General features: G+C 37.7%; 15 protein-coding genes. 7 read left to right on the forward strand and 8 right to left on the reverse strand.

The window, feature by feature from the left end:
- The first annotated feature begins 127 nt into the window (after positions 1 to 127).
- The gene (gene hemN / locus BQ4443_RS11640) at positions 128 to 1,492 is read left to right on the forward strand and encodes an oxygen-independent coproporphyrinogen III oxidase (protein WP_071059208.1); all 1,365 of its coding nucleotides are present in this window, start codon (positions 128 to 130) and stop codon (positions 1,490 to 1,492) included.
- Between the two features lie 8 nt (positions 1,493 to 1,500).
- On the forward strand, positions 1,501 to 2,340 hold the full coding sequence (locus tag BQ4443_RS11645) for a class I SAM-dependent methyltransferase (protein WP_071059210.1): 840 nt from the start codon (positions 1,501 to 1,503) through the stop codon (positions 2,338 to 2,340).
- A gap of 4 nt (positions 2,341 to 2,344) precedes the next feature.
- Here the strand turns inward: BQ4443_RS11645 and ilvB are convergent, their stop codons facing one another.
- Positions 2,345 to 4,078 carry a biosynthetic-type acetolactate synthase large subunit gene (ilvB, locus tag BQ4443_RS11650; protein WP_071059212.1) on the reverse strand — a complete coding sequence of 578 codons (1,734 nt, stop codon included), beginning with the start codon at positions 4,076 to 4,078 and terminating at the stop codon, positions 2,345 to 2,347.
- Between the two features lie 127 nt (positions 4,079 to 4,205).
- Between ilvB and panB the strand changes: the two genes are divergently transcribed.
- A complete protein-coding gene (gene panB, locus BQ4443_RS11655) occupies positions 4,206 to 5,036 on the forward strand; it encodes a 3-methyl-2-oxobutanoate hydroxymethyltransferase (RefSeq protein ID WP_071059214.1) in 831 nt (276 codons plus the stop codon).
- Positions 5,029 to 5,520 carry an SET domain-containing protein gene (locus tag BQ4443_RS11660; protein WP_071059216.1) on the forward strand — a complete coding sequence of 164 codons (492 nt, stop codon included), beginning with the start codon at positions 5,029 to 5,031 and terminating at the stop codon, positions 5,518 to 5,520. Before panB ends, BQ4443_RS11660 begins: the two co-directional genes overlap by 8 nt.
- A gap of 22 nt (positions 5,521 to 5,542) precedes the next feature.
- Here BQ4443_RS11660 and BQ4443_RS11665 read toward each other — a convergent pair whose 3' ends face one another.
- Positions 5,543 to 6,019 carry a nucleoside 2-deoxyribosyltransferase gene (locus BQ4443_RS11665; RefSeq protein ID WP_023951625.1) on the reverse strand — a complete coding sequence of 159 codons (477 nt, stop codon included), beginning with the start codon at positions 6,017 to 6,019 and terminating at the stop codon, positions 5,543 to 5,545.
- Positions 6,020 to 6,102: 83 nt separating this feature from the next.
- Here BQ4443_RS11665 and BQ4443_RS11670 point away from each other — a divergent pair, with 83 nt between their 5' ends.
- Positions 6,103 to 7,701, forward strand: coding sequence for a DUF945 family protein (locus BQ4443_RS11670; RefSeq protein WP_071059218.1), 1,599 nt, complete (start codon positions 6,103 to 6,105; stop codon positions 7,699 to 7,701).
- Positions 7,702 to 7,866: 165 nt separating this feature from the next.
- Here BQ4443_RS11670 and BQ4443_RS11675 read toward each other — a convergent pair whose 3' ends face one another.
- From BQ4443_RS11675 to BQ4443_RS11690, 4 genes are read right to left on the reverse strand one after another with little or no spacing between them, the layout of a single operon-like run.
- A complete protein-coding gene (locus tag BQ4443_RS11675) occupies positions 7,867 to 8,604 on the reverse strand; it encodes an ABC transporter ATP-binding protein (RefSeq protein WP_023951621.1) in 738 nt (245 codons plus the stop codon).
- A 10-nt stretch (positions 8,605 to 8,614) separates the two neighbouring features.
- A complete protein-coding gene (locus tag BQ4443_RS11680) occupies positions 8,615 to 9,361 on the reverse strand; it encodes an ABC transporter ATP-binding protein (protein ID WP_023951619.1) in 747 nt (248 codons plus the stop codon).
- Between the two features lie 11 nt (positions 9,362 to 9,372).
- On the reverse strand, positions 9,373 to 11,274 hold the full coding sequence (locus tag BQ4443_RS11685) for an ABC transporter permease (protein WP_023951617.1): 1,902 nt from the start codon (positions 11,272 to 11,274) through the stop codon (positions 9,373 to 9,375).
- A complete protein-coding gene (locus BQ4443_RS11690; RefSeq protein ID WP_023951615.1) occupies positions 11,271 to 12,455 on the reverse strand; it encodes an ABC transporter substrate-binding protein in 1,185 nt (394 codons plus the stop codon). Before BQ4443_RS11690 ends, BQ4443_RS11685 begins: the two co-directional genes overlap by 4 nt.
- Positions 12,456 to 12,603: 148 nt before the next feature.
- Between BQ4443_RS11690 and BQ4443_RS11695 the strand changes: the two genes are divergently transcribed.
- Positions 12,604 to 13,380, forward strand: coding sequence for a ferredoxin--NADP reductase (locus BQ4443_RS11695; RefSeq protein WP_071059220.1), 777 nt, complete (start codon positions 12,604 to 12,606; stop codon positions 13,378 to 13,380).
- A gap of 161 nt (positions 13,381 to 13,541) precedes the next feature.
- Here the strand turns inward: BQ4443_RS11695 and BQ4443_RS11700 are convergent, their stop codons facing one another.
- Positions 13,542 to 15,473, reverse strand: coding sequence for a UvrD-helicase domain-containing protein (locus BQ4443_RS11700; protein ID WP_023951613.1), 1,932 nt, complete (start codon positions 15,471 to 15,473; stop codon positions 13,542 to 13,544).
- A 103-nt stretch (positions 15,474 to 15,576) separates the two neighbouring features.
- Between BQ4443_RS11700 and BQ4443_RS11705 the strand changes: the two genes are divergently transcribed.
- Entirely contained in the window at positions 15,577 to 16,344 is a 768-nt protein-coding gene (locus BQ4443_RS11705; protein ID WP_071059222.1) for a phosphodiester glycosidase family protein, read from the forward strand.
- 332 nt (positions 16,345 to 16,676) lie between these two features.
- Here BQ4443_RS11705 and BQ4443_RS11710 read toward each other — a convergent pair whose 3' ends face one another.
- The gene (locus BQ4443_RS11710; protein ID WP_071059224.1) at positions 16,677 to 18,257 is read right to left on the reverse strand and encodes a peptide ABC transporter substrate-binding protein; all 1,581 of its coding nucleotides are present in this window, start codon (positions 18,255 to 18,257) and stop codon (positions 16,677 to 16,679) included.
- Positions 18,258 to 18,287: the final 30 nt, after the last annotated feature.

Consider the following 18,287-nt stretch of genomic DNA (forward strand, 5'->3'; position numbering starts at 1 on the left):
CCCTGATAATATGCCATTATCAGGGTATTTTTATGTCTTATGCCATTCCTCATGAACAAAAGAAAACAGCTAAACTAGACTATCTGCTAAACTATCCCTATTAGTTGTTACCTTAGGTTTTTACCTTATGAAAAACACATTGATCAATAAATATAATATTCCTGGCCCTCGTTACACAAGTTATCCTACTGTGCCATATTGGGATGAAGAAAGTTTCAGCAAAGACAGATATATTGAGACGCTTAAGCGCAGTTTTGAAGAATCAAATGATAATGAAGGCATTAGTCTATATCTACATTTGCCTTTCTGTGAAAGCCTATGCACTTTCTGTGCCTGTCATAAACGTATCACAAAAAAACACGAGGTAGAGGATCCTTATATCCAAGCCATCCTAAAAGAGTGGCGTATGTATTTGGATATTCTTGGTCGCAAGCCCAAAATAAAAGAAATTCATTTAGGTGGAGGCACACCGACTTTCTTCAGCGAAGCAAATCTTCATCATTTACTTACGACTATTTTTTCCACAGCCGACTTAGCAGAACACCCAGAGCTTAGTTTTGAAGGTCACCCAAATAATACTCGTCGTACCCACTTACAAACACTTTATGATCTAGGTTTTCGTCGTGTGAGCTTTGGTGTTCAAGATTATGATCCAATAGTTCAAAAAGCTATTCATCGTATCCAACCAGCTGAAAACGTATTAAATGTTACTAATGCCGCTCGCGAAATAGGATATACCAGCGTTAGTCATGATCTTATTTTTGGGCTACCTTTCCAGACATGGAAATCTATGGAAAATACTATTCGCCGTACTATTGCTCAAAAGCCAGACCGTTTAGCTTTCTACTCGTACGCTCATGTTCCTTGGATTAAAGGTAATGGACAACGTGGATACGATGAGAACGACTTACCCTCTGGGGAAGAAAAACGTGCTTTATACGAAAATGGTAAAGCTTTGCTTGAAGAATTAGGTTATGTGGAAATAGGGATGGATCATTTTTCCTTACCGTCAGATGACTTATATCAATCAATGCTCAGTAAAAAAATTCATCGTAATTTTATGGGATATACCTCGTCATCAACACAATTAATGATTGGTCTTGGCGTATCAGCAATTGGTGACTCATGGTACGGTTTTGCACAAAATGAAAAAGTTCTTGAGGACTATTATGCACGCCTTGAAGCAAATGAACTACCTCTTTATCGCGGTCACTTACTCAATCAAGAAGATTTAATCATTCGTCGTCATATTCTAAACCTCATGTGTTTATTAGAAACTCATTGGGATAAGCCCGATATGCAATTTCCTGAACTTCCTGATGTTCTGAATCGTTTGCAAGAAATGCAAGCCGATGGCCTAATAGAAATAGGCTCTAATTACCTAAAAATTACCGATTTAGGTCGTACTTTCGCCCGTAATATCTGTATGTCTTTCGACCTCCGTATGTTACGCAATCAACCAGAAACTCGTATTTTCTCTATGACGGTGTAGGTAATCACATGAGCCAAGCCCAGATTATTCCTGAAATTAAACCACAGCAAAGTATTGAGCTACTAAAAGAGCTACATATTTTGACTCGTGAAGGCAAGCTAAACCAAGACACACGTCGTAAACTTAAACAGGTATACCATCTTTATCAATTTATTGAACCATTAATGGCAGATATTATTGAGCATAAACATAGCCTTAATTTAGTCGACCATGGTGCTGGAAAATCTTATCTTGGCTTTATCTTATATGATTTATATTTAAAACAATTTGAAAATGCTCATGTTTACGGCATAGAAACACGAGCTGATTTAGTTAAAAAATCTATTGATTTGGCTAATCGTTTAGGATTTAGTCAAGGCATGCATTTTATGCAAATGACGGTGGAAGAATCCATTATCACCAAAGAGCTACCAGAAAAAATTGATATTGTGACAGCTTTACATGCATGTAATACCGCCACTGATGATGCTATTCGTTTTGGTTTTGGTCTTGCTCATAATGCACGTTACATGGTGCTAGTGCCCTGTTGCCAAGCTGAGGTGGCTTCCATTTTCAGAAAAGAAAAAAGTTCTGTTCTTGGTAAAACTCCCCTATCAGAATTATGGCGTCACCCTATTCATACCCGTGAATTTGGTTCTCATTTAACCAATGTGTTACGTTGTCTACAACTTGAAGCACGAGGCTATCAAGTGACAGTCACTGAATTAGTAGGTTGGGAACATTCCATGAAGAATGAGCTAATTATTGCCAAAAAAGTAGGTGGATTCAAAAAAAGTGCTCGAGAACGCCAACTGGCTATTCTCGAGCAATATCATTTATTAGCTTTGCGTGATAGATTTGCTTATTAGCTGATTATTCTTCTACGTACCAATTATCCTCTGATAACATCACTTGTTGATGTCCATAACCAGCCGGCATCATAGGGAAACAATTCTCCTGTGCCTGAACTCGCACATCTAAAAAATATGGTCCTGTTGCTTTAAAACACGCCTCCAGAGCCTCTGCTAAGTGACTTGGATTAGACACTTGAGTACCTTCCCAACCAAACGCTTTAGCTAAGGTGACAAAATCAGGCATACACTCATTATAACTATGACTATAGCGTTCACTATGAATGAGTTCTTGCCATTGACGTACCATACCCATATGTTGGTTATTACATAAAATCACCTTAATATTCGCTTTGTGCTGCATCGCTGTCGCCATTTCTTGGATATTCATCAGAATTGATGCATCTCCCGTAATACATACCACTGTTGCATTAGGATTGCCTATCTTGGCTCCAATAGCAGCAGGCATACCATAGCCCATAGTACCTGCTCCACCAGAGGTTAGCCAACGATTAGGGCGATTAAACTGCAAGTATTGTGCTGCCCACATCTGATGTTGGCCAACATCAGTACTAACAATAGCCTCTGTTGCTTGAACCCATTGATTTACTTCAGTCAATAAATGCTGTGGCAAAATAACTTCCGTAGAAGGATTAAACGATAAACATTCTTTCGCCTGCCATTTGGCAATCCGCTGCCACCATTCCGTCAAGCGTCCTGTATCTTGCTCTAATGATTTGACTTCATTGAATAAATCACAAAGCACCTCATAACAGTCTCCTACTAGCGCCACATCAGCACGAACAACTTTATCAATAGAAGCAGGGTCAATATCTAAATGAACTTTTACAGCATGAGGACAAAAATCTGATAATCGCCCAGTAATACGATCATCAAAACGCGCACCAATACAAACAATCAAATCAGCATGATGCATAGCTAGATTTGCTTCCAACGTACCATGCATTCCTAGCATACCTAAGAACTGCTTATCACTAGACGGAAAGGCTCCTAGTCCCATTAGTGTTAGCGTGCAAGGTGCGCCAGAGTAACTCACCAAATTACTAAACACTTCACATGCTTTTTTGCCTGAGTTAATCAGTCCACCACCACCATAAAAAACTGGACGTTTAGCATTAACAATTAATGATGCTGCTCGCTTAATCGCAGCCTGTTGAATAGAGGGAGATACTTGTAAAGGTTTATCTAATGGCACAGCTTTACTACCCTCAGCCGGGACTATCGCCATTTGAATATCTTTAGGAAAGTCTAGCAATACAGGCCCTGGTCTACCTTGTGTTGTTAATTGATAAGCTTTAGATGTTAACCCTACGACATCTTCACTACGTTTAATCTGTGCATTCCATTTAGTCACAGGGCGTGAAATACCTACCGCATCACATTCTTGGAAAGCATCTGTACCAATCGCACTAGTCGCTACTTGACCACTAATGCATAGCACAGGGATAGAATCACACATTGCATCTAATAACCCTGAAGTGGTATTTGCCATTCCTGGTCCTGACGTAACTAATACCACTCCTGGTTTGCCTGTTGAACGAGCATAACCTTCTGCAGCATGTATTGCTGCTTGCTCATGACGAACTAAAATATGACGAATCCGTTTTTCAGAATACAAGGCATCATATAGAGGTAATACTGCACCACCGGGATAACCAAAAATAGTATCTACACCTTGTTCAATTAAGGTATTTAAGAGCGCTTGAGCACCTGACAAAGTATTTTCTGAAGACATAATAGTAAAAAAAATTTAAAAAATAGTCATACCATTGTAGCCTATCTATTGAGATTGTTTTATACATCTTACTAACAATTTAGGGTATGCTATTAGATTATTGACATCCCTTACAAAAGGAATATAAATGAGTACCCCTATTATTGTTAAACGCAATACTGTTCCCCAAATTCAAGCGATGAAAGGACAACAAAAAATTGTGTGTTTAACTTCGTATTCAAGCCCTTTTGCACGTATCCTAGATGAATTTGTAGATCTTATTCTAGTGGGCGACTCTACGGCTATGGTGGGATACAATATGGAAAACACCTTAGCCATTACACTTGAACAGATGGCCGCTCATGGTCAAGCCGTTATGCGCTCTACCCAAAAAGCCTGTGTTGTGGTTGATATGCCGTTTGCCAGCTACCAAGAATCCAAAGAACAGGCATTCCGTAATGCCGCTTATTTATTAAAACAAAGTAATGCTCAAGCCGTCAAAATGGAGGGTGGCGCTTTCTTAGCAGAAACAACTCGTTTCTTAACGGAGCGAGGGATTCCTGTCATGGCACATGTAGGCCTAATGCCACAATATTTCAATACGATGGGAGGATTCAAAGCCCAAGGCTTATCCGAAGAAATGGCGGAGCGTATTTATCAAGATGCAATTGCTCAATCTCAGGCAGGCGCATTCAGTCTTGTTATTGAGGGAAGTGCCGAATCTCTTGGTCGCCGTATTACTGAGAATATTGCTATTCCAACCATTGGTATAGGTGCATCACCCTCTTGTGACGGTCAAATTTTAGTCACCGAAGATATTCTCAACTTAAGTGGTCCACGCATCCCAAAATTTGCCAAACAATTTGCTGATGTGCAAGCTATCATTCGCAAGGGTGTCAAAGCTTATGCCGAAGAGGTACGCAACGAGACCTTCCCTACTCTTGATCATTGTTTTGGAGTAGCAAAGAAAAATGCCTAAAACGCTTAAACCTCTTCCTATAGTAGGAGAACCATGGCATAGTGTCCGCCAATCAACATTACATGGGCAAGGGGTTTTTGCCCTTAAAGATATTCCAGCTGGTACAAAAATTATTGAATATGGTGGCAAAAGAATTACCACTGAACAGGCTGATGCTCTTTTTCCTGTGAATCCCGATGATCCTTTTCATACATTCTTTTTTGCTACATCAAATGGTTTGATTATTGACGGCGGTCAACAAGGTAATGATGCACGATGGATTAATCATAGTTGTACACCGAACTGTGAAACACAAGAAAATGAAGAAGGTACGCGTGTCTTTATCTACGCCATCAAAGATATCAAAAAAGGAGAAGAGTTATTCTATGACTATAGCCTTATCCTTGATGGACGTATCACTAAAAAACGTAAAGCAGAATATCGGTGCTTATGTGGGACACCTAACTGCCGAGGTACCATGTTAGCCTTAAAAAAATCTAACTAATTAATCGTGTAGACCTCACTACTTAAACATGTTTTTGAAGCCATTGTAAACATTGCTCAAAAGTTTCTGCTTGATAATCAACACTACAAGCGATCATCAAGTTTAAATTTAAACCAAAATCCTCAACTTCATAGCCTTGAATATCCTTACCATGCTGATGAGGAATTTGTGAACGCAGTGTAATCTGCTGTTGTGTGTAAACAGCCACTGTTTTCCCTTTTGCCTTAGCATAACCAATTTCAAAAACAGTGCCCGAGTCTGGCTCAAACCCTCTAAATGGATTTACATTCGCCACCACAATATCTGACTGATTAATTAGGTTTATATTTGCTTGGTAAATCCAATGAGCTAATTCAGCACCTGATAATCCCTCTGGTGCATGATTATCCAACGGATATAATCCAGTGAACCCATACTGTGTGCAGAGTTGTTGCAAATGTTCACCATGTTTAATCGCATCTATCCTAAATACATCAAAGCCTGCTAAATAAATGTTCATTTTTCTCTCTATTCTCTCTATGAAAAGACAACGAGTATTTTAGATTATAATTAGCTCGATTCTATTTTTTTATAGGTTTATCCATGCGTGTAAAATTTATCATTGGTGGTCTTATACTAGCTCTAGGTGCTATCTACCCGTTAGCCAGCAAAGTCCATGGCGATAAGACTCAATCTCGCCTAGAAAACGAAATAGCAGAAGTTAATCAATACATTCAAAATACATTGAACATCAAAGACTTCTCTTTTACCTACAAAAAAACCGAATCTGATATTTTTTCTACCCACTATATCTGGAGTGTTAACTATCAAGGAAAAAACATTGATTTAGTTGAACAAGATATTGAGCATGGTCCTTTACCATTTAGTCGACTTAAACAGGGACTACTTGCCCCTGTTAGCTATAGTAGTGAGTTAAAACTTATCAGAAATAGCAATACTGAACCTTTCTTTAACGCCTTCCAACAAGAGAATCCTATCGTTGTTAATTATCGCTATGGTTACGATAAAAAAATCAAAGGAACAGCTACGATTGCTCCTTTGAGCATTAATGACACAGAGAAAAAATTCAAGCTCACTTCTGAACAACATGAACTATCATTTAACACCAACCGTGAGCTAACGGACTCAACTGTTTCGCTAAATTTTTCAGGAATGAATCTTTCATCTCTTGATAAAGAAAACCCTTTCAGTCTTATCATTAGTCCAGGAACAATTTCTTCACAGAGTCATGCAACGAAAGAGGGTAAGTTATATCTAAGTAATACTGACTTAGATGGTATGCAACTCAAATTCGATGAAATTGATGTTGCCTATAATAAATTGAAAAGCCATACAAATATGAATGACGATGGTAAACAAATTTCAGTTCAGCAACAAGATGAATACCAAGAAATCGCTATTAATGATGTACCTTTTGGACAATTAACCACTAATATTGGCTATAACCGCCTAGATTCTGCCGCAACCAAGCAACTATTCTCTCAACTAGCGCAAATCTTAAAAGAGAACTTCATTTTGGCACTCAAGAATCCTAGTGAGATGGGCAATAGTGAGGATATTTTTGCAAAAAATGCTCTACGATTAGGAGCATCCTCCCTTGCATTATTTAACCAAAAGCCAGAAATTAATTATGGTCCTATCCGTATTCGTAATAAAGGCGGGGAAGCTAGTATTACTGCTGATGTAGGAATGATTTTACCTGAACTAAACAAAACGGTGACTGAAGACGTTGTTTTTTCCATGCTGTCAAAAATCAACCTTGATATTCAAGTAGAACCTTCTACGCTGAGTCAATTATTATTTGATTCATTTACACTTAGTGCAAAAATAAACCATCTAAATCTCCCAACCAAAGATGATAAAACAGAACTAGATGCAATTACCCATGACATTGAGAAAGCATTATTAGAAGCTAAGTTGGCAGAAAAAAAAGGGAATGCATTATCTTTCACTATTCAAGCCGAAGCACCTAATGGCAAATCAATTAAAGAAGTAGAAACTATTAATTTTAATGGCACATCATTACCATTGACTGAATTACTCTTGGATCTTAATACAAAAGCTGAAAAGGCTACTACCTTATTGGAACAAACAAATATTGAGCAACGCCTTACCCTTTTATCAAGTAAATTTATCAAGGATGAAGACATACCTGATGAAACTAGTGATGAAAAACAGTAAATTCATCAAGCTTTCTAACCAAACTTTCCAAGTACAATAATGCTTTAGACGAAAAGGTGTTTCTTTATGTATAAAGAAACACCTTTTATTAACTTATCCACCCTTTTAGCTCTGACTCTACCTAGTAGCTACCTGAGACTTAAAATCAACACTTCCTACGTACTCCTAAGAAGCTGTTTCCAACCCCAAATACTGTGCTTTAATCGTCTCATCAGCATAAATCTGCTCAATACTACCCGAAAACTTAATCTCACCCTTTTCTAAGACATAGGCCCTATCCGCCACATCTCGTACAAAATCCAAATTTTGCTCAGACAGTAAAATGCCAATATCCTGCTCTTTTAAGGTTAATACCATATTTTTTAACTGATCAACAATGATAGGAGCAACACCTTCACTAGGTTCATCTAATAATACTAAATAGGGATTTCCCATCAATGTTCTTGCAACACTTAACATCTGTTGCTCCCCACCACTCATCTTAGTACCAGGTCTATCTAGCATACGTCCTAAATTTGGAAATAGCGTAAATAATTTTTCAGGTGTCCACTCCACTACAGGGCGACCATCTTCCCAAACTCTTGCAGATTGTTTTCCAGTTAATAAATTCTCTTGTACATCCAAATCAGCAAAAATTCTTCGCTCCTCAGGGACATATCCTAGACCTAAGCGAGCTATTTTATAAGCAGGTAAACCGAGTATAGGCTTATTCATGAATACGACGTCACCTTGCTTATGCTCCACCAACCCCATAATTGTTTTTAAAGTAGTAGACTTACCTGCTCCATTACGCCCCATCAAGGCGACCACTTCGCCACGATTAACCTGTAAGCCAACATCAAATAAAATTTGTGCTTGCCCATACCATGCATTTAAATGGCTTACTTTTAGTAATTCACTCATTAATAACCCTCTAGACCTTGTTATTGCCAAGATAAATTTCTTTGACTAAAGCATTATTTCTTATCTCTTCAGGTGTCCCTGTCGCCACAATGCTACCTGCTGCCATCACGATAATTCGATCAGCAAACTTGAATACCACATCCATACTATGCTCAGTAAATAGCACGGCCATATTTTTTTCTTGAGCGATCTTCTTAGTCAACGCCATCATAGCTATTCGCTCTGTTGGAGACATACCCGCTGTTGGTTCGTCCATTAATAATAACGTTGGATGATTAGCTAACGCCATAGCTAACTCAAGCCTTTTAACATCGCCATACGCAATTTCACTTGCTGCTGTATGAGCATTTTCCACCATGTCCACTTGTTTCAGCAACAGTAATGCCTCATCTTGTAAATCTGTATCACCATGGTTAAATAAGGCTATCTTGTTTCTCAACGCTATTTGCAATGCTAATTGCACATTTTCTAATACAGTAAGTGATGAAAAAATCTCCGCTATTTGAAATGTTCTTCCAATACCTAGAGCCCAAATTTTATCGGCACTTAAGCCAAGCAGACTACGATTTTTAAATAAAATCGAACCATTATTGGGTTGAGTTTGACCTCCAATCATATTAAAGGTGGTGGACTTACCAGCTCCATTAGGACCAATCAAGGCAAGCATTTCACCCTCTTGAAGATCAAAACTAACATGATTAACTGCCCAAAAATCACCATAGGATTTATTAATATCTTCTATTTTTAACAAACTCATGAATAAATCCCTTAACCATGTAATGTGGTTTGTTTTCGCTTTTTGAAGAATCGGAATTGTTCAAACACCCCAGTAATACCCATAGGGAAAATCAGCACCAGTATGATAATCATCGCACCGAGTAAAGCTTTCCAATACGAGGTTAATTGAATAGCTGTGTCATGTAGTACGGTATAAGCAATAGCACCAACAATAGGCCCAGTAAGCGATTGAATACCGCCTAGTAATACCATCACCAACCCATCCACAGATTTAGCCACACTTAATTCTTCAGGAGAAATACTTCCTTTAGAAAAGACTAATAAAGCACCTGCCAACCCTGCAAAAAAACCAGCAATAATAAAGACAGTCCATTGCACACGACGTATGGGAATACCAATTGCCTGTGCTCTTGTGACGGAGTCCCTACTTGCCCGAATAGCATAGCCAAAACTAGAAAAAATAAGTTGCCTTAGTACAAAAATACAAATGAATACGACTAATGCAGTGAAATAAAAATAATGCGTTTCATCTGCTAACCAACCATCAGCCCATATACCAACAATACCATTTGATCCCCCTGTAAAACCATCCCATTGGAACATGATTGACCAAATCAATTGAGCGAATGCCAATGTCAGCATAGCCAAATAAATACCAGTTAAACGGATACAAAACCAACCAATCACGACAGCTAATAAACTAGATACTATCGGTGCTAAGATAAAACTAACTGACAAAGGTAGACCTAGCTGCTGAATACCAATAGCTACAGCATAGGCCCCCATACCGAAATAGACAGCATGTCCAAAGGTATGCATTCCAGCCGTACCCGCCATAAAAAACAAACTAAACGCAAATAGAACAGCAATTAAAGCATCTTGGACTAACAGCATAGTGTAGTCACTATCAATGACGGGAACCAAACAAATAAGGGTTGCTCCGATAATATATAAAAGCTTAGTTAATCCTTGTAATGGTTGCAAAGGCTTTTCTACAATGCCTATATTGCGTGATTTCTCTTGTGCTTTACCAAAAAATCCCCAAGGTTTGATGACTAACACAACAGCCATTAAAACGAATTCTAATATTAAGGTTAAACGGCTAAAATTTACCGTGACTCCCCAAAAATCAACCGCTCCTAACCAATTAGCTAATGCTTTAATTTCAGCAATAGATAATGCCGCAATTAAAGCACCCGGTATTGAGCCCATACCTCCAATAACAACAACAGCAAAAGCATCTCCGATTAAACGTAAATCCAAACTAAGGCTCGCAGGCTCATTAGGTAACTCTAATGCTCCTCCTAATCCTGCTAAAAAAGTTCCTAAGGTAAATACCCCCGTAAATAGGCAAGCTTGATTCACTCCCAAAGCACCAAGCATTTCTTTATCTTGTTGTGCTGCTCTTACAAAAACTCCCCATTTCGTCTTATTTAATAAAAACCATAAACAAAATAGCACTACCCAGCCAATAAAAATTTGAAACAGCTGATAAATAGGAAATAATTGTCCTAAAATGTTAATAGAACCATTTAAATAAGGGACTGGTTGCCCTAATAGGTCCTCTGCCCCCCAAATCCATAACACACCATCACTAATTACCATCACTAATGCAAACGTAACTAATAATTGGAATAATTCAGGGGCTTTATAAATACGCCTAAGAATAATTATTTCTATTAAACCGCCTACCACACCGGTTAATAATGAAGCTAAGACAATACCTGTAATATACCCAAGACCAGAAGTTACCCCAAAATAATGCGTTAATGAATAGGCTAAATAAACACCAAGCATGTAAAAAGAGCCATGGGCAAAATTAACCACTCTAGTTACGCCAAAAATTAATGACAAACCAGCAGAGACCATAAATAATGAGCTAGCACTTGCTAGCCCATTAAGTAATTGTAGTAACAACGCCTCTACATTCATTTTACTTGTGGCCTTAACTTTAATACTTCTTCATCACTTGGTAGCACGTCTTTTCCGTCTACATAGCGAATATCAGTCATAATTCCTTTGCCATCTTTAACATCTAAACGACCAATATAACTGCCCATCGTTGATTGATGATCAATAGAGCGATAAGAAATCTGCCCCAATGGCGTACTCAATTCAAGCCCTTTAAACGCTTCTATTAAATCTTCCGCCTTAGTACTTTTCGCCTTACGTAGACCAGCTGCTAATGACTGTATAGTCATATAACCAACAATACTACCTAAGCGTGGATAGTCATTAAATTTTGCTTGATAGGCTTTTAAGAAAGCATCATGTTCTGGTGTATTAATGGCATACCAAGGATATCCTGTCACTATCCACCCTTTAGGCGTATCGCTACCTAAAGGATCCAAATATTCAGGCTCACCAGTTAAGAGACTAACGACGGAAACATCCTTGAATAGCTGACGAGTATTACCGGCTCTTACAAATTTGGTCAAATCAGTACTAAAAAGTACGTTGAAAATAGCATCTGGTTTTACATCAGCTAACGCTTGAACAACACTATTCGCATCAATATTATTAAATGGAGTAGCTTGTTCCATAACAAACTCAATATCTGGCTGACGTTCTTTCATCATTTTTTTAAAACTTTCTACCGCTGACTGTCCATACTCATAATTAGGATAGACCAATGCCCAACGTTTCTTCTTCAACGCAACAGCATCGTCAATAAGCATCGCCACTTTCATATACGTTGAGTCACGTAACCTAAAAGTGTACTCATTACCATTCTCCCACACCATCTTGTCAGTAAGTGGTTCACCCGCCAAGAAAAAAACCTTTTTATTCTTAGCAAAATCAGCAAGCGCTAAAGCAATATGGGATAAAAAACCACCTGCCAATAAATCAACCTTATCGCGTCGTAATAAGGTTTGGGCTTCTCGAATGGCATTATTTTGCGTACCACCATCATCTCTTAAAATCACTTCAAGTTTTTTGCCATTAATGCCATTATCTGCATTAACTTGTTCAACAGCTAACTCAATTCCTTTACGATATGGTTCTAAAAAAGCGGGGATTGTTTTATAAGAATTAATTTCCCCAACTCTAATGACATTTTCCGCATAAACAGCAGTGCTAGAACAAATGGTTAATACTGCACTACACATCATGAATGATTTTCTAATAAATGTTCGCATTTAACTTTTATCCCAAAAGATTAGTTTGATAAACCTTTAATATACCAAAAAATACTATAATTTCATTTAGCATAATCAGATTTCCTGATGAAACTTCTCTTTTTAATTCTTAGGTTTTAGTATGGCGTCAGCATTTTTAGAAGAAAAAGTACTTAGTGTTCACCATTGGACTGACCGTTTATTTAGTTTTACTACTACTCGCGACCCTGCACTACGTTTTAGTAATGGCCACTTCACCATGATTGGTTTAATGGTTGATGGTAAGCCTCTATTGCGTGCTTATAGTATCGCTAGCCCAAACTACGAAGAACATCTCGAGTTCCTCAGTATTAAAGTCCAAGATGGTCCCTTAACATCTCGCTTACAACACATCAAAGTGGGCGATTCCATTATCGTTGGTCGTAAGCCTACGGGTACATTATTGCTTGATTATCTCTTACCTGCCAAACGTCTATATTTATTAGGTACTGGTACTGGTCTAGCGCCATTCTTGAGCATTTGTCGTGATCCAGAAACCTATGAACGTTATGAAGAGGTTATTTTGGTTCATGGCGTTCGCCAAGTAAATGAGTTAGCTTACTACGATTTATTCACCAAAGATCTACAAGCGGATGAATTTTTAGGTGAAATGGTAAGTAAACAACTAAAGTATTACCCAACTGTCACTCGCGAACCTTTCCGTAACCAAGGTCGTATTACCACTCTTATTGAAAATGGTAAATTATTCACTGACTTGGGTGTTCCTCCATTAAATCCTGCCGAAGATCGCGTGATGATTTGTGGTAGTCCTGCTATGCTAGCGGATTTAAAACGAATGTGTGAAGAGCGTAATTTTAAAGAAGGAAATACCTCTACTCCTGGCGATTTTGTGATTGAGCGTGCATTCGTTAGTCAATAATATTTTCTTGAAAATCGAATAGATTCTTCTTCCACAAATCTTGTGTGAATGACTCTCAAGGTATCAGCTTTGTGAATAACCCCTTTATTTTAAATAAAGGGGTTAATTTTTGAACAATTATTTTTAATAAACAGGTCAGTTTATAACAGCTACTTTTATCATTAATGTTGAATTCTTTTAAGTAGCTGTTGCTTAATCTGTACAAGCTCTTTTAGCGCATCTTCTTTTCTCGTATCTATCATGTTGGATGGTCCTTGAGGCTCAATATCTTCATCCTCAGTAATAGGCATGATAGGTTTTAAATCAGGCGTATTATCTACATAAAAATTAAGCTGCTTTCGTGCACGTGTTATGCCAACATAAAATAAATTACGTTGTAGATCTTCTTGTTGGTGCAATAGTGAATGAGTAAAACCCTCTTGTGTCGCCCCATATATCAGCACATTATCATACTCACGTCCCTTGGCTTGTGCAATCGTTACAAACCGTATGCCTTGCGTCATATTCCAACGTTTGCGTAATAATTCAGCCTGTTGCGGCCACTGATTCCATAGATAACGATGGCGATACGCATCTTGTTTTAACGCATCCCAAGATGCCTTAGCTACTTGATCATAAAGCCGGTTTGATTGTATAGCCCAGAGCCCCGAACTTTGCTCAAACCACTGCATAATATCATATACGTTCTGATGCTCTCTATTACTAGCACACCATTCTAATAGCGATTTTTTAAATCTTGATTCAAATGCAATATTACCCTCTTGTTGTAATTGCATCATAGTATTTTTAACAAAATTTTCTAAGCTTATTTTATTCAGTATATCTTGCTGAATTTCTTCACTTAAACGACACGCTGATAACTGATAAAACTGTGCTAAATCAAGCGCAAAATTTTTTAGAAATTTTGTAGATTTACCATCTAACAAATAACCATAACGAAGAGCACAAAGTACATTCAATATCACTGGTCCCATAGTATGATGAATACCGATACTGATTTTTTGCTTAGTCCTGCTAACAATATCAAAAGCAGCTTTAATTTGCTCTGGATAATCCTCAGTAATGACTACCTCTTCTTTTCCAAGTTTACCTAAATCATTTTCGGTTAGTTGCTTCACCGTAGTTTTATGAGTGGCTTTTGAGTCAATGGGTCTATGAATAATATTAGTCGCAATATTCGCCAAATTCTGAGCATAACGATAGGAGTGATTTAGATACACTGTCTCAGCATGGAAGCGCTGTTTAAATTGTTCAAACACAACTTCAGTATTTGTACCACGCCACGCAAAAATATTCTGAAACCGGTCGCCTACGGCAATAACCTCTGGCACAAAGTGCGCTAATTTAAATAAAAATTTTAATTGTAAAGGAGTCGTATCATGAAATTCATCGATACAAATCAGAGAATATTTTCGCCCTATTTTTTCTAAAATATCACTATCATCAGTATAGTCTAATAGATCAAAAACAGCTTCACCTAATAATCTAAATCCTTGTTCCCCTGACTGATAAATAGACGTTGAAGTATCCTCCTCATATAAATCATGATTATCCACAACTCGAGGTTTCCACGTTTCACGATAGTGATCATAGGCATAAAACATTCGCTTGACCAGTCGCCAATCATGATTGAGCTTACCTGTTAGAATTTCTTGCAAAATATCATCATCATCGTATTCATAAGCACCTGATGCACGGAAAAAATCGATATCGCTCATCATCTCTTGCATGGCATGCGGTGTAATCTGAGGAGCATCAATCGGCTCTGTGCCTGTAATTAGTGCGTATTGCTGCGCCTGTTCGATAACATATTCATATAATTGAGGCAATAACTCTCTTTCGACATGATTACGTTTAACGGTATAACGTGTATCACCAAGTTGATTAAGTACTCCTGCCGCAAATCCATCTATTGTATGAATAGATAATTGAGGAAAGCCACGCTTTTCCATATAAAACTGCATGACATCCTTACCAGTGCGACTAAATGTTAGCAATAAAGCTTTTTTAGGTTGCAGGCTCTTTTTCACATAATCGGCGATATAGCTCGTTTTACCACTACCTGCCACACCTTCTACCAGCGTATATTTCATAAACACAATCAAATCATTTACTGTTCACAAAAGATTAGCATAGAAACCGTTATACTCATACTTAAACTAGATTTTTTTATCATCTTATTTTGAGTGTCTTTGCATGTTTGTTAAGCTACTGCTTACTTTATTTATCGCTTTTTTTTCGTTAATACCTAATGTGCACGCTATTGAGCAGGTTTCTCCTTGTATTACCTATGACAATCAAAAGCCTATTCACATTACTAAGGTAGATTTAAGCTGCCCAAGCATTAAGCTGATTGGTACATTGCCACAGCATAGTGATACTACCAGTAATTTTGCTCGTGATAATGAAGCAACCGTAGCGATTAATGGCGCTTTTTATGATGAAAAAAGAAATCCTTTAGGATTAAACTATTCTCATCAGCATACATGGCACAGGAGTAAGGATTACCGACAATATGCTTTTTTTGCCTGCACAAAAAATAATCAATGTTTTATTGAATCCTATAATAAAAGCACTATATATCAGCCACAATGGGATTTAGTCATCAGTGGTTGGCAAAGCTTGCAGAATGGTAAGTTCCTATGTGCTCCAAGTAGTACAGGTATTTGCTATCGTAATGCACAGACAAAACATCCTCGTACCGCCATAGGACTTACCGCTGATAACCGTTTCCTTTATATGGTGGTGGTAGAAGGTAGACGAGAAGAATTTCAAGGCTATACCCTTACACAATTAGCTACATTATTTAAGCAACTTAATGTGCCACATGCAATTAACTTAGATGGTGGTGGCAGTAGCACAATGATTATTAATCATAACCGCGTTAATGCACTACCAGATAATCAATTATTTTTTGAGCGTAGTGTGGCCAATCATCTTGGTATTAAGGATGAAAAAAAGTAAGCTTTCAACTCTTTCAAAAACCTAATGCCATTCACCATGAATGACATTGCGTACTTTTTTTATTTTTTGACATGCAGTTTTTTAACAAAAACTGCATGCCGAAAATGCTACCCTTATTAAGCATGCTTTTTTTTATTTTTTGACATGCAGTTTTTTAGCAAAAACTGCATGCCGAAAATGCTACCCTTATTAAGCATGCTTTTTTTTATTTTTTGACATGCAGTTTTTTAGCAAAAACTGCATGCCGAAAATGCTACCCTTATTCATAGCTTAATGCCATTCACCATAAATAACATGGTGAATGGCATCATACTCTATACTAATTGTTATAGTTAGTCTTTTGTTGCATTTTTCAAATCGAGGTAGCCTACTGGATGACGTAAAATACCTTTTACGTTTTCTTTTTGTAGGAAGATTTGATTATAGAAATACAATGGGAAAATAGGTGCTTCATCAATTAAAATTTTCTCTGCTTTTAATAACGCATCCCAACGCGCTTGGGCATCTGTTGCTTGTTGAGCAGAACTAATCAACTTATCATATTCGGCATTAGACCAACCGGTACGATTCATTGAAGATCCCGTGATAAAGCTTTCTAAAGAGTTGTAAGGATCCGCATAGTCGTTTAAAAAGGAACTTCGTGAGAATTGTAACTCTAGACCTCGTTGTTTTGCATAAAATACTTTACTTTCCATGCTTTGCAATTTCACATCCACCCCAAGCACTTCTTTATACATATTTTGCAAGGTTTCAGCTACTTTCTTATCATTAGGATTATTAATATAGGTCAGCGTCACTTCAGGAAGCGTTGTATATTTTTCTTCTTCCATACCCTTAGCTAAAAGCTCTTTAGCTTTTGCCTTATCTTGTTTAATTAAATCGCCGCTTTCTTCACGAAAGTCTTTACCATTTGGTCCTGTAAATCCAGGAGCAACAAAGCCAAATGATGGTTTACGACCTTGTTTCACGACAAAATTTGCAATATCCTCTTGATTAACAGCTAATGCAAACGCCTTACGGATATTTTGATTTTGGAAAGGAGCAATTTTGGTATTTAAGCGATAAAAATATCCACCCGCTTGAGGGATATTATTAAAGTCTTTTCCATCTTTAATCTTGTCGTAAATACTTGCTGGTAATGTGGTAGGAGTCGCATCGAGTTCACCCGTTTTATACATTTGGTAGAACGTATTTTGGTCATTCACCATTGCAAACTCAACTTTGTCAATTTTCACATTAGCTGCATCCCAATAATTTGGATTCTTAACAAAAACTAAGTTCTCCGCATGTTTCCACTCTTTTAATGTAAAAGGACCATTACCAACATAGCTACTTGCCTCTGCATACCACTTAGGATTTGCCTCAGCTACTTTCTGATTGACTGGTGCAAAATTAGGATTAGTCAAAATATTTAAAAATGCGATGCTAGGATTCGCTAACGTTACTTCAAGCGTATGGTCATCCACTGCTTTTAAGCCTAAATCAGCTTCTGTTCCCTTACCTTCGTTAAACGCTTTAGCACCAGCAATATCGTAAGCCAAAAAAGCGGCTGGTGAAGCAGTATCTTTGCTAAGCATTGTCGTCCAACCATAAACGAAATCTTTGGCAGTTACAGGATCACCATTAGACCATTTAGCATTCTGACGTAGTTTGAATGTATATTTTTTACCATCTGGAGAAACCGTCCAACTTTCAGCCGTGGCAGGTGCAGCAACATGCTTCTCATCTAGTCGAACAAGACCTTCTACAAGATTATTCAACGGCTCCCAAGAAATAGCATTAAATCCTTGTGAAGGATTCAATGACGTTGGTTCTTCTTGGTTATTAAGATATAACGTTGTCTCAGCCTGTGCTAACGATGTAACACCAAATAAACAAGACACTAAAGTTAAACGAAGTAAGGTAGGTTTCATAATTTTGCTTCCATAGAAATTAATAGTTGC

Origin of the sequence: Pelistega sp. MC2, from assembly GCF_900099475.1 — a bacterium.
GTDB lineage: Bacteria > Pseudomonadota > Gammaproteobacteria > Burkholderiales > Burkholderiaceae_B > Taylorella > Taylorella indica.

What these genes read in the sequence shown, in the direction of transcription:
- hemN (WP_071059208.1), top strand. Translation starts at nt 128, where the DNA reads ATGAAAAACACATTGATCAATAAATATAATATTCCTGGCCCTCGTTAC.
- BQ4443_RS11645 (WP_071059210.1), top strand. Translation starts at nt 1,501, where the DNA reads ATGAGCCAAGCCCAGATTATTCCTGAAATTAAACCACAGCAAAGTATT.
- ilvB (WP_071059212.1), bottom strand. Translation starts at nt 4,078, where the DNA reads ATGTCTTCAGAAAATACTTTGTCAGGTGCTCAAGCGCTCTTAAATACC.
- panB (WP_071059214.1), top strand. Translation starts at nt 4,206, where the DNA reads ATGAGTACCCCTATTATTGTTAAACGCAATACTGTTCCCCAAATTCAA.
- BQ4443_RS11660 (WP_071059216.1), top strand. Translation starts at nt 5,029, where the DNA reads ATGCCTAAAACGCTTAAACCTCTTCCTATAGTAGGAGAACCATGGCAT.
- BQ4443_RS11665 (WP_023951625.1), bottom strand. Translation starts at nt 6,019, where the DNA reads ATGAACATTTATTTAGCAGGCTTTGATGTATTTAGGATAGATGCGATT.
- BQ4443_RS11670 (WP_071059218.1), top strand. Translation starts at nt 6,103, where the DNA reads ATGCGTGTAAAATTTATCATTGGTGGTCTTATACTAGCTCTAGGTGCT.
- BQ4443_RS11675 (WP_023951621.1), bottom strand. Translation starts at nt 8,604, where the DNA reads ATGAGTGAATTACTAAAAGTAAGCCATTTAAATGCATGGTATGGGCAA.
- BQ4443_RS11680 (WP_023951619.1), bottom strand. Translation starts at nt 9,361, where the DNA reads ATGAGTTTGTTAAAAATAGAAGATATTAATAAATCCTATGGTGATTTT.
- BQ4443_RS11685 (WP_023951617.1), bottom strand. Translation starts at nt 11,274, where the DNA reads ATGAATGTAGAGGCGTTGTTACTACAATTACTTAATGGGCTAGCAAGT.
- BQ4443_RS11690 (WP_023951615.1), bottom strand. Translation starts at nt 12,455, where the DNA reads ATGATGTGTAGTGCAGTATTAACCATTTGTTCTAGCACTGCTGTTTAT.
- BQ4443_RS11695 (WP_071059220.1), top strand. Translation starts at nt 12,604, where the DNA reads ATGGCGTCAGCATTTTTAGAAGAAAAAGTACTTAGTGTTCACCATTGG.
- BQ4443_RS11700 (WP_023951613.1), bottom strand. Translation starts at nt 15,473, where the DNA reads ATGAAATATACGCTGGTAGAAGGTGTGGCAGGTAGTGGTAAAACGAGC.
- BQ4443_RS11705 (WP_071059222.1), top strand. Translation starts at nt 15,577, where the DNA reads ATGTTTGTTAAGCTACTGCTTACTTTATTTATCGCTTTTTTTTCGTTA.
- BQ4443_RS11710 (WP_071059224.1), bottom strand. Translation starts at nt 18,257, where the DNA reads ATGAAACCTACCTTACTTCGTTTAACTTTAGTGTCTTGTTTATTTGGT.